The following is a 13675-nucleotide window of genomic DNA, read 5'->3' as shown; positions in this document are numbered from 1 at the left end:
CGACTAACGCCAGTCTCCGCACAACTGAACAAGGTTTTAATTCATGGCATAGACTTTTCAAACACTAACAGGTGGTAGCATGCCGCTTCACGACAACAAAGCAATTACGATTACGCTGCGACCACTAATCCGATACTTGGGATTGCTTTTGGGAATCGTCGGTGCGGCTCCGTCGGTATTCGGTCTTCTGTACGCAATGACGCATCCATCAGCGATCTTAGAGGATCCTTGGGCGATAGCATTCCCACTAATTCTTGGACCGCTATTTACGTTCATGGTTTACCGCTGGATGTTTATCGGTGGGCAATTAACGACCGAAGAAGTTGTCCTACGAGGCTGGTTTAGGACAATTCGAATGCCGACAGCAGACCTCGCACATGTGCGTCAAGGTTCTCGCCGTGTCGACAATAATAGCGGAACGTCTACCAGAGTGTACTACGAGCTGATCGATCACAACGGCAAGTCGCTCGGTGAAGTCCCGGCGATGTTATTGGCGGGAAATGGGTGGAAGCATTTTCTAGAACGCATGCATCAAGTTGCGGCGATTTCTCGGCGGGTCTACGAATCGAATGTTAAGTTACAGCTTCAGGACAAGCCCGTTGATGAATGGACAATAGATGATATCGAACGATACGAAGATAATGACCACTGATAGCACTTTTCTTATTGAGACATCGAGGAGCTAATTGCATACTCGATCAACGCTCCTGCAAAATTCAATTGTACTTGATCATTTGTGTTGAGATTGCGTAATTCGTTTTCACCTTCCACTTTCACGATTCCCGCAACGATTACTAGACATTCAACAAAAGGAATAGAGATGAGAATACCGACATCGCATTCAAGAATATATTTTTTGAGTGCTGGTTTAATTCTATTCCTAATTACAGGTTTTTGGATCTATCAATTGATGACCAGGGGTCATACTCTTTGGGTCGACGTCATCTCCTGGAGCGCTGACGGTTCGAAAATTTATTCTGCGGCTAGCGATGACACTGATACAGAAATGATTGTCTGGGACGTGGGAACCGGTAAAAGGATCGCAGGAGAAACACACCAGCTTGGCCGCTCGACCTGGATTCATGAATTAATCAACGAACCAACGTTGTTCATGCTCTCGTACCCCAAGAACGGAGCTTTCAACGATTACCCTCCGCCTCGAATCTCTCTGCTTGATGAATCATTAAACCTAGACTCTGATTCAAGCCTGATCTCAGACTATCTCGGAGGAGTTGTACCGCTTGACAGGACCAATCAGCTTGTAGTGTATGGAATGTATCAGGTTCAGATTCTGGGAGCGGATCTAAGCCCACGCATGTTGCTATATGAAGATCGTGAAAATCGAATCGTTCGTGTTACTGCTTCTGCCAACGAACAGTTTCTAGCAGCCACGAGCGTGTCGAATGTTCTGACTTGGGACATGAAAGCGACTGATAGTTATACAGAGCTTTCAGTACTCGATAATCTGGAACTCGGGCCGGTGGCGATTTCGAATGATGGTAGATATATCGCTGCAAGTCGGTATTCCCTTGCTTCTTTACCTGGCCCTTCACCAGTATATTTCTGGGACAGGGAAGTAGGCTCTGGACCGGTGAAGCGAATCGAATATCAACAACCGGTGCAGTTCGTCCGAATGATAGAAACTGAACCTGAACCTGTTGTGCTCGTCGTCACTGGTAAAGACATGCTGGATTGCACAGTCGAACTATATTCACCTGAGGGAGAACTGGTTAAAGAGTTATATCGGGATCGTAAGGAAATTCATTCGATCGACATTGACCAATCGCATCATCGAATCGTGTGGGTTGACTCGGGATCTCGTGCAGAGATGTGGTCGCTCGCCAATGATGAGCCTCAGAAAATGTGGAAAGCGACTTGGCCTAGTACGCGTAACATCCAGTTTTCGCCCAATGATGAACAAATCGCGGGGCAGGGTTTCATCGAAGACATCTTTATATTTCACAGTGCCAATGGTCAGCAGACAAGAGTCTTGAAAGGGCATCACACATCACAGATCTATATCTATCTGTTCGGTTCAGTGATGCTATTGTTGATGGTAGGAGTAATCTCCAGACATGAAGAACGGAATAAGAAACACCGGAAGTCCGGCATGATCAATGTTGGAGAACGATTGAACTGGAAGATGACTCAGGGAGAGATTCCAAGTTCGTTGCCACGTTTTAGTTTTCTCGAAGGCAAGATTGATGGGCACTTTGAACATATTCTGATTGGCGAGGGAACCCATTACCCAATTATGTTGGGCATTTTTTCCTGGACGGAGCAATCCAGAGAGAACCGGGTCGCACTCAAAGAACTATGCATCATCTTTCCACACATATCTGATACTCTACCGGAGATGCTCATTCAGCCAGAGTTTCTCTTCAATAGTATAGCCGAGTGGATCGGATTTCAGGATATTGACCTTAACGAAAGCGACGCTCTTAAGAAGTTCTCCGAAGCTTATACGCTTCGTTCTCCAGATCTAGAAAGAACAAAGGAAGTAATTCACGATGAACTGGCGAGATTCCTGTATGAGAATCAGGGTTGGACAATAGAAATCAAAGAAGATTCCGTTCTGATGCGATGGCAACGAGTCAAGTCTTTCACGTCATCTCGCTTCTCCTCAGACGACGCAGACTCGATCATAAGTTTTAAAGAGGAAGCGGAAACGATCATCAACTTACTACTGATGCGACGATAAACGAGCGTGATCGGATGCATTAGCCTGTGGAAGTCCACTGAGAACACTTCAGGATCGTCAGTTAGCATGTCTGAACGAGATAAATCCATAAGCTGTTACCTGCTGTTACTGATTATATGAGATTCTGAAACCCTCTGGTGAAACAACATCAAACTTGATCTGTAGGCTTAAAGATCACCACAACCTGGTTTCAGGATGGGCTCTATATAAACAATCGATGCTGCCCTCCGTTACATCTGTCGCAAGAGAATACTGCGAAGTGGAGAAGATCATACTGATCAAGGCAGTATTCGACATATTCATATGTCTCAGCCTTCTCAATGTACCTGATCGGAATGAACTAGAGCGAATCACATTTAAGCATAGCGTTTTCTGGCGGCGCAAAATCACGTTTTCAATCACTCTTCGCCCACAAAAGCCGCTACACTTATCTTGGACAAGATCTAGTAGTAATTAGACGCGCCTTGTAAGCATGATCATTTAGCCGTACTGAAGTGAATCTGATCGTTACCCGAGACAGTGTAGACGGCCCAGAAGTAAGGGTGCAGCCATGGTTCTGTCTTTCCGGAGTTACGTCGTTCATTGAGAAAGCTACGCTGCGACTCAGTCAAGGCTTTAGCAGCGTCTTCTCCGTTGGCCATTCTCTCAAAGAATTCGTTGATCAGGATCGGTCCAGTTGCATCGTAGATATCCCACAGTCCAGAAAGGACCGTTTGCGAGCCAGAATGAAGCAACGCCCGCTGCAGGCCAAACAGGTCGTCGCTGGGCAATGGAGAGCGATCAGCGAGTCCAGAATAACAAGCGCTCATCACAATGAGATCCGCTTCAATCGGCATGGAATATAACTCTCTACCAGTAAGTTTACCGTCGTGCTCCGCATCGGATCGACATAACAGGTAGCTCATCAGGGGATTATCGGGCAGGTTTTGACCATGGGTAGAAAACAATAACAGGCCCGGTTGTTGCAGAAGATTTATTACATTCGCTTCGGTCGCCTTATCTCCTGGAACAACCTTGTTTACTTTCCCTTTAAAGGCAAGTCGCATGTTAGCAAGGTCCAGCTCGACACCCGGTAATCGGGGAGCGTCTTCAAATTCAACGATGCCAACGGCGTTGGCCGATTGCAACGGAGTCGAGTTCTGCCGCAAGAGGTCCCACGTCGACAGAGAAGGGGCAAAAGAGAGATTAAAACCAGCATCAATCCAGAATTCAGGTTTAGCAACTCCTTTGGAATCGGCGGCATCGTCGAGTTTAGTTACGAGTGCTGCAAATGGAAAATAATGCAGAACATGATGCGGGATGACAATCAGACTCTCTGATTGAGCAATCTGTTCCCGGGCATCGTTTGGAATCAGAACATTATAGAATTCGTGCAGTTCTTGCTGCCACGCATTGTCAAATCCCTGACGAGCAACGAGTCGTTGACGCATCTTGACTGCCTGACTGCCAAGGTTCTGCTGCAGCTGTTTAACACCCGTAACAAGTTGCCGTGAAGGCCACGGCTTCTCATCAAGCCTGGAGAGAACATGTGCGACAACCTCTCCCTCGGGGCTAATGATAAAGACCCAACTCCGATCTCCGCCGAGATAATATTCCAGGACTGTGGTATTCTTTGGCCAGGCTTCGAGAATTTCGGTGAGCGTTCGCTGCGAAGCTGAAGCGTCACTCTCTTCAACCGGTTGTTCAATCAGGACGTCCTCCAAAGAACGGGCCTTGGCTAGTTCGACGAAAGATAATGCGCGTTTATACTCCTTCTTCTCGACAAGCAACCCAATGATCAACTCGTTCACATAAGTACGGCGGGCTAGAAATCCGGCGCGGCTTATTCCAATCTGGTCATCAGGAATCTGTTCTCGCAAGAGTTCGGCAATTTCGTGTGAGATAAGCAGGTGAGTGAGCGCGTCCTCGGGAGAACCTTCCCCTTGATGCCGTAGAGCAATCAAACCTCGGAGTCGCCGGACGCTTTCCACACCAGCCAGTGATCCAGCATCAAGATAAGCCGCTTCAGCCAGTTTCGCTTCATTGCGGCTTTCTTCAAACTGCTGTTTGCGAAAGGCGATTTGCGCAAGAATTTCATATGCCGATGCACGTGTAATCGCGTCGGTGGATTCGTTATTACTGGCTGCACTGGCTTTTTCGTGAGCGAACAGGGTCGCCCTTGCCACGGCGCGATCAAATAGTCTTTCTTCGTCGTCTGGACGATCTAGCGTACGGATGAGATCCGCAAGTACTGCGAACAGGCGAGCTTGATTCACCTCTACCACTGCGGCGTGACTGTCTGAAAGCTCACTGGCCAGTTCTTGAGCAGATTCATACTGAGCTCGTGCGAGGTTCCAGAAGAGAGCCGACTCCAGAAGAACATTCGAGGTTCCCGTCGCGATGCTGAATGCATGATTATACAGACGGTCCTGAGTTTGATTCAGTAGAAAACCACCGTAGTTATTGCTGATTCGAAAGCGATCTGCAGCATCGCTGTTTTGCAGCAACAGACTTGCTTGCCTATATTCGGCAATCGCATTCATCGTTTGACTCAATCCCGATTCCGTTAATATCACTGCCCGATAGAGTGCAGCGAGACCTTCCTTTCGTCCTCCATCTTTAAGCTCGGACGAATCAAGCAGTTGATTAGCCTGCTCCCATTTACCATTCGCGATCAACTCGCGAGCTTGATCAATGAGTGGTACACCAGTCGGTGCCAGATAAGAAACATTTTCTTCTTCTCCCTCCAGTCTTGAGAGTATCACCTTTCGTGTCTGTTCGAGGGCTGTCGTCCGTTCCCCCTCTGGTAATGTTTCGATCAGATCGAGCGCATCAGAATAATAAGGGATCGGTTTCCCTTCTTCGTCAAGCTGACCGAGCAGATGTTCGACAACGAGATGCACATACAACGGACCTTCATCATCCCCTAGAAGAGGCTTCAGTTCTTCGGGCCATTCCATCACCCATTCGAAGTTTTCAGGACTTTCAATTTCAAAAGTAACAGAACGGTCTCCATCGGCCTCACGCAAAGTATATTCGCCAGAAGTAAGCCCCTCCTGAAATGACTCGGGAATTTGTGGGATTTCGCTCCACGTAATACGTGATGTGCCTTCAGTTACTGGAAACGTTAAGACTTCCTCGTTCCCACGAAGCAAGGTGAGCGTCACCGCAGGATAAGCGACGTCTCCCTCCTGAGCTTCCCGGCGAATGACGATTTTGGGATTGAGGTGCATTGCACCAGCGGCAGGTGAGATAAATCCGTTTCCGCGGAAGAGTGCGAGTCCTGTCAGTTGATCAAGTTGCGTTGTAAATGCAGATACCGAAATACTCGAAGTGGCATCGGGCGAACGAGTAGGTTGGATCAAACCATTCACCAATTCGATTTTTTCCTCAGACGGGTTTTGGGGGTAGGGACGCCATTGTTCCATTCCCCGGTCTGCCCATAGAAGAATTCCCTCAGCCGACTGAAGCGCTGGGTCCTGGGGAGAACTCAAGGGGACGATTGAAATTGATTCATCATCATACTGAATCAGAACTGCTTGAGGCATCTGACCTGCGTCTTGAGCCGGAATACGGGAGCAACAGACCAGGATCAAGAATACGGTAGTCAGATTGAATGTAATAATTCGCATATGCTCATCAATTCTATGAAATTAGGAAGTCGTCTCTCTCTGCGGGCATGATTTTCACTGTTTTCAAATAACATAAATGTGACATGATACGAAAAGATTATGAGACACACTCAGAAGCCATCTGCTCTGAATAGACGACCCTCCGGAACTCACGTTATTCGGATTTCAGTTTTGCGATGATTCTTACAAAGACATATTCTTACATAGACACGAGTCCTCTGAGAATTAACCGTCTTCCGAGGTAATTCGACACTTATTCACTGTCGAGTTTCTCATTGTCATATTAGTTGACAGCACTGCGGATGCGAACTACCCCCCATAGTCACTAGCGGCATCTTGATTCATCCTGGTGATAATATTCCCTGGTGCTAATATTCCAGAAACTCCACCCACTTGAGCATAATCACCGGTACTGGAGTAGTAACAATAAGGTGTAACCCCAATATCACCAGAGAAATAATTGCCAAGTCCAATGGAAGCAAAAGTAATTTGTCATCGAAACTGATGAGAGACCAGTTTTACACCTGCATTCATACGCTAAAAGCGGAAATTATGCACCACGGATTCGAGAGCTCAAACGAACTCGTCACCTATTTACCTAATCGGAATGAGTCGGGATTCAGGACATGCTAAATTCGGATTTTCAAACAAACTCAAAAGCGTCCCAGCAGCCTCCATCTCCTCAAACGACGATAGTGTAGCGTTAGCGAGTTTCTTAAATAATTAGTTGGTGCAGTTAACAATAGTTTGATTATTTTTTGAGCTTTTTTTGTCCGCTTTGTATAAATCCTGCGATAAGGACTCGGGTATTGACTTGATGCAAGGGACCGGTAAACTCGATTATTGAACGGCTGCATTAGTCTTTCCTCTCTCCCAAGGCCAGCAAGCGTTTTCTCTTCTTCCTAATACAATCAGTATTAATCCAATACCAAAGACATTTCTTGCTTGTACGCAATGATTTATACGCAGATTTCTGTCGTGTTCTTTCGGGATAGTTTCCATGAAACAGTTACGCCTCTTCTTGGTTTACATTTTGTCGGTCGTCTGGCTTCCCACTGTGGTTGTTGCGGAAGTTGCTCCGCCCGATTCCAACCCACTTCTTGAGTATGTATCCGATAACATCGTAGGGTTGGTTCTTGTGCGGCCGCATTCGCTGATTCAAGACACAGAACAAGAAGTGCTCGGTGACATACCGTACTTGGGTCAATTCCCGATTCCTCCTTCCGAGATTGAAAACATAGCAGTGCTGTTTCGAATGAAACCAGGAGGGGGAGCGTCTCCAGCAATAGCTATCCATTTCCGACGGGAGTTTCCGCGTGCCACGCTAACCCGCTGGTTGGCTCCCAATGCCAAATTGACTGAACACTCTTCAGGACTACCTTACTATGAGGCAACAGATGATGTTGAAGAAGGAATATTTGGTCTTCGAAATCTGATCTTCCCTTCGGCAACCACTTTAATTCTCAGTGGTGATGACCCCGCTAATCTGCTGAATGCCGCTGAGAAAGCGGAGCGGGGCAGGGTTTATAACTATGCCAGCAACCTCAATCCTAACGTCAATTTTGCTGCGATGATCGATGTGGGTCAGTTACGTATGTTCGCTGATGTCGCTCCCCCATTCGCAAAAATGAAGAGCATTCGACAAGTGATGACCATTCCCTCCGAGTTGTCGGTCGCATCGCTCGAGTCGGTGTTTGGAAAACAGTCTAATGAGATGACGATTCGATTGATACCTCGAGATAATGTGCAGATTTCGGATCAACCGGCGGTGGAAGCAATTGCCGCCTGGGCACAGGACCCAGAGCAACTTGTGCGCGAATTTCTTGCATCTTTATCGTTCTATCAGAATCCGAGTCAGCCCGACGAACTGATCAAGAGGTTGCAAAACCAACTGGAGTTGATCGCTCAATTTGCAGGTGCTTTCGAACCGTCAAAAGATAAACTCGTCCTGATTAACGATTCGGCCCCTTCGTTCAGTCGTGCACTCTCCAGTACTTCTAATCTATTGGCTGTTGCTGTGCAGATGGCGCGTGAATCGGCGCGTCTAATGCAGCTTACCAATAATTATAAGCAGGTAATGCTGGCCTGGCATAACTACGCAGACCTGCAGAAGAAGCTTCCTAAAGACCTGGTTGATGCAAACGGAAACCCTCTTCTCAGTTGGCGCGTTCAAATACTTCCTCACCTCGGCCTCGAGGCACTCTATCAACAATTCAAGCTCGACGAACCTTGGAATAGTGAGCACAATCGCCAATTGCTTACCCAGGTCCCTTTGGTTTATCAGGATATCTGGAACTCAGAGAATGTTTTCGAAACCCGAGTCCAAGGAATTACTGGGGACGGTACTGTTCTCACGTCGGCGGAAGGTCTCTCTGATGTCACTGATGGATTATCAAATACGATCGCACTGACTGAAGCCGAAAAGCCAGTTCCATGGACACAGCCGGCAGACCTGAGTTTGCAGTCCGAGATGAGCAAGCAACTTCATGAACACGGGAGCCAGAACATTCTCGGATTCATGGACGGTTCGGTCAGATTTTCTCAGATGGTACCGGACGATTTTTATCAAAATCTGTTCTCCATCAACGACGGAAATGATATTGATTACGAACTACTCAATCCGTCCGAATCCCGTATTGATGAACAGATCCTTGAAACCTATTCAATTTCTCAACCCGAAGTTCCTGAAGTGCTGGAGCAATTGGAAAGTGATCGATATCAGACTGTTTATACAGCCTTTTGGAAAGTTTTTGCCAACAAACAACTGTTTGTTGGCAGTGATGAGGAATCCGCGCCGAGCACTATTTCAAATATTATGCTGGCGTGGCACATCCATCACGATCTTTATGCACAGTTTCCTCCCGATATCGCGACTCCCGACAAAAAAGCCGGGCTCAGCTGGCGTGTTCGCATCTTACCAATGCTGGAAGAACAGGAACTCTACGATCAGTTCCATTTCGATGAACCGTGGGACAGTGAACACAATAAACAGTTAATTGAAAAAATGCCCGCAGTTTTCCGTGATTCTGAACAGCAACTCCCAGCGGGTATGACTCGTGTAGTCAGTGTACAGGGAAAGGGCACCGTCTTCACGGATCGCGTTGACTTCAACAAGATTACAGATGGTACCAGTATGACCGGTGCCATTGTCGAAGCCAACGAAGCCCGTCCGTGGACAAAACCGGATGACCTGACCCTCAGCGAGAAGTTTGAGTCGTTCCTGTTTAAAACCGATCAAGGAAATCACCGGATAGGCATGATCGACGGTTCGCATCACCATTTCCCTCCACAATCCGATGAGCAATACAAGAATTTGTTCCTATACGCCGATGGTGGACCAGAAAAGTTAAACATGGTTGACGAAAACGGACAAAAAGATCAAGACAATCCAAGTGAACAGGTTCTCGAAATCGCATCCCGTATGCTGAAGAATGAGAACCCCTATATTCAAAGCATGGGCGTTCGGCTCTTCTGGGCGTTCGAATCTACTCCGCACAGCGCGGACGAAAATCAGATGAGGCATATGCTTAATCACGAGGAAAACTTGGTTCGCTTATACAGCCGAGATCATGTTCCGCAATTGGTGTCGCTTCTGTTCATGAATGAAGACGAATTCAATCGCGAACGTATGGTAATGAATGAGAATGATTCGGAAGCTAACGAACTAATAGTCTATTTGTTTCATCCCAGTCAGGAAATCGCCCGGAGAGCCTCTTTGTTGATAGGCGAAACTGGTAACGCGGATGTTCTTGCTGAACTCAAACAACTTTTGACCGAGACCGAAGCAAGTTCACTCGTTAACGAAGCCATCGCCACTGTTGAATCTCGATTGACTGATCAACCTGAACAACTTTCATTGGAAGAAAAAGAAGATCTCATCACACAGCGCGAGCAAATGAGAAATGAGGCGATTCAGTTCCTGCAAAACAAGCAACCCGAAGATGGACTTGCCCTTCTTACAGAGGTGTTGCAGATCGAGCGTAAACTATATGGCGACGATGGCTCCATCCCACTGGACACAAACGAATGGGTGATCAACAACGCCAGTCGTCTCGGCTATCCAAACGTCACAACCGACCAGCAGAGAATACGCGCAGAAATGACGCTTGCCACGCTTGGACCTGACGATCCACAGGTGAGAATCGATCAGCGGCTCGTTGACGTGTATGCCCGACTGGCCGAAATGACTGTGGAAGAACTGGAAGAATACAACTCGGTGACCCCACAGGTTCAGCAGGTTAAAACCCTTATCCAGGAAAATAAGTTAGCCGAAGCGATCCCGTTACTTGAAGCCAATATCGAAGTCCGATCCCGTTTGCTCGGATCGGATTCAGTCATGATCGTCGCCGATCTCCGTGAACTTCGACAGTTGCTGTTTCGAGTAGAGGAATACCAGAAAGCTTTTGAGGTCGCTGACCGGCTGACTACGATCTCAACAGCAATCTTCGGCTCTGAAGCGAAAGTTGTCCAATCTGACCGGTCAGAGCGTGCCTACTTGCAGCAATATGCCGGAAGGCCCGAAGGCGTAATCGACCTACTAATAGAACTTCAGGAAATCCCTGAGAAACAACTTGATGTGCCAACAGCCGCTCAGGATTCACGTTTCATTGGGTTACGAAAGCTGAGTGAGGGCGAATTTGAAACAGGTATCAAATACTTAAAGCGTTCGTTTCGTCTGTTTGACCAGATTAACAATCAAGATCGCACGGGCGAAATAGCAAACGTAATTGGTGACCATTTGCAGAAAGCGGGGTCGAAAGAGAGTCTGGCGTGGTTTACTGACAGCATTTGGCGTTACCAGAAAGTGAATCCATATCAGGGATACTATGCCAATTATCCTGCCTTAGCCACTCAAATGCATCAATCGGGGCAGTATCACTTGGAAATGACGATTCGCAAGGCGCTCACAGAAGCATTACGAGAAGGACTCGCTTCCCAGAAAGTGGGACAGCTGAACTTCGTCAAGACTCTTCCACCACTAGCCAGAACGTATATTGAACTGGGTGACTACGAAATGGCGGATAAGGTTCTCCGCGAATGCGTTACGCAAACGGGGGACTACCGGGACGATCCATTCGTCATTGAAATGTTGACTTGTCAGGCGGAAGTGAACGATTACTTCGGTGAGCATGAAACGGCTCTCCAGCTATACAACGAAGCACTCGAACAGAGCAAGAAACCGTCGGAACCGTTCCTGGCTTATTTTCCATCCACCTTGAAAAGCCTGGCCGAACATCATCTCGGACGCGGTCAATTGGACGAAGCCCTCGTTTTCGCTGAATCAGCATCAGACATTCTGTCGACGAAAGAAAATCTCGAATACGTTAAAACGGTAGCCTTGGTTGCCCGCATCAGCCTAAAAACAGGAAACTTAGACAATGCAAAAGAATTTGTAACTATTGGAACTGGCTTACTGGAATCCAAACAATTCTCCGCCCACGATGAGATCTCGCTACGCCTTATCTATGCTGACCTGTGGCTGCAACTGACTGATCTGGAAAAGGCGTCGACCTACGCGACAGAAGCTGTTGATCTAGCCCTGCAGGAGCAAGGAGAAGATTCGCTCCCTTACTGCCGCGCCCTTGAAACACTCTCACGCGTTTATCTTTCCACAGGAGACCAGAACAACGCTCTGCAATCATCGCTTAAGGCTCTGAACAATACAAGAAGACTGGTCGAACGTTCGGCATATCTTCTCTCACCTCGTCAGCAGATGTTGTATTCCAACACGATGCGGTCCAGCCTCGACCTCTTCCTGACAATCGCCGTCCCGGATCCTAATTCAGCCAGCCTCTGCTACGATCAGATATTGCAGTGGAAAGGGTCTGGCCTAGTTCGCCAACGGACGATTCACCAACGGGCAAAGGAAGCCAATGTCGCGCCTTTCTATATAGAACTCGACCGGCTTTCGACTAAGCTGGCGACCGTTTCACGCCCTTCCAGTAATCAGAATATCGACCGAATACGTCAACTGGACCAATTAACGCAGTTCAAAGATCTGCTCGAAAGCCAATTGAGTGCAGCGCGAATTGCCTATATGGACCTCAGGAATCCGGTAACCTTGGCGGACTTCATGGATTCCATCCCCGAAGAGGCTACTTTTGTCGATTACTTTGTTTATCAACCCCAGAACGCGGAAGTGGCTGGGGAAGAGGAACCGATCATTCTCGCAACTCTCATTCAACAGAATGGCAATGTTGAAGTTTTCCCTTTGGATCGTTTAAACCGCGTTAAAGAGGCTCTTTCAATCTGGCGCAGCACGCTGGGCACTTCGCCTGACAGTAAGCAGGCGGGAGATCTCCTCCGCACGATCCTGTGGGATCCACTGGTTCCCAAGCTTGCGCAGCCTGAGCTGATTCTCATCTCTCCCGATGGCATTCTGGCACAGTTGCCCTTCCATGCCTTACCGACAGTTGACGGAAAGCAATACCTGATTGAACAACACAAGCTTAGCGTCATCCCTGTGCCACAGCTATTAGTACAGAGGAACGAGCCGACCCAAGATTCTGGTTCTGGAAACATGTTACTGGTCGGAGATGTCAGTTATGACCAGACTCCGAATGAAGGGTTCGTCGAAAACGTGTTGAACCGCTCTCTTCATACCGACTCACACTTTGCTCCACTCCCCGGAACTCGTGATGAGATAAATGCAATTTCTACTCTGTTTCAACAGGGACATCCCGAAGCCACTGCTGAACAATTACAGCAATTGGCTCAAACAGAGGCATCTGAACTCGCCTTTCGCAAACAGATCGCTAACTGCAGTCAGGTGCACATTGCCACTCACGGTTACTTTATCGATGATAATGAAGCTACTGGCAGTAATTCATTGCGGAGATTTAATCCGGGATTAATGTCAGGACTCGCCTTCGCAGGTGCCAATAACCGTGATCACGAAGAAAACAATGACGGTCTTCTCACAGCGGATGAGATCGTCAACCTCGACATGGAACATGTCAATCTCGCCGTACTTTCAGCTTGCGAAACGGGACTGGGAGAAGTAATTCAAAGCGAGGGATTGATCGGAATACAACGCTCCTTCCAGGTGGCGGGAACTGGAGCGACTATCACTAGTTTGTGGCAAGTGCCTGATCAGGCGACTCGAGTCCTGATGGAACGGTTCTATCGTAATTACTGGGAAAAGAAAATGAGTCGCCTCGATGCTTTGCGTGAAGCACAGATTTTTCTGCTGAACACTCCCGAAGCGATTGATAACCCCGAACTCGTCCGTGGAGATCGTCGTGTCCGCCCGAATCAACCTGCAGTTGCGGCAAACAGGCTCAATCCTGAATCGTGGGCGGCATTTGTATTATCGGGCGACTGGCGTTAACTATTTAAACGTTATTCTCAAGTGATCTACTCT

4 protein-coding genes are annotated in these 13675 nt (G+C 47.7%); 3 read left to right on the top strand and 1 reads right to left on the bottom strand.

What is annotated here, in order from left to right:
• The first annotated feature begins 79 nt into the window (after positions 1–79).
• Positions 80–652: a hypothetical protein gene (locus Pla110_RS08940; protein ID WP_144995284.1), complete on the top strand. Its 573-nt coding sequence runs from the start codon at positions 80–82 to the stop codon at positions 650–652.
• 258 nt (positions 653–910) lie between these two features.
• Complete coding sequence (locus tag Pla110_RS08935) at positions 911–2701, top strand: WD40 repeat domain-containing protein (protein WP_197440607.1); 1791 nt, start codon at positions 911–913, stop codon at positions 2699–2701.
• A 476-nt stretch (positions 2702–3177) separates the two neighbouring features.
• Here Pla110_RS08935 and Pla110_RS08930 read toward each other — a convergent pair whose 3' ends face one another.
• Complete coding sequence (locus Pla110_RS08930; protein WP_144995279.1) at positions 3178–6312, bottom strand: CHAT domain-containing protein; 3135 nt, start codon at positions 6310–6312, stop codon at positions 3178–3180.
• Positions 6313–7312: 1000 nt separating this feature from the next.
• Between Pla110_RS08930 and Pla110_RS08925 the strand changes: the two genes are divergently transcribed.
• Positions 7313–13642, top strand: a complete 6330-nt coding sequence (locus tag Pla110_RS08925; protein ID WP_144995277.1) for a CHAT domain-containing protein — start codon at positions 7313–7315, stop codon at positions 13640–13642.
• Positions 13643–13675: the final 33 nt, after the last annotated feature.

Source organism: Polystyrenella longa, from assembly GCF_007750395.1.
GTDB lineage: Bacteria > Planctomycetota > Planctomycetia > Planctomycetales > Planctomycetaceae > Polystyrenella > Polystyrenella longa.
This window is presented reverse-complemented; position numbering and strand designations above follow the sequence as displayed.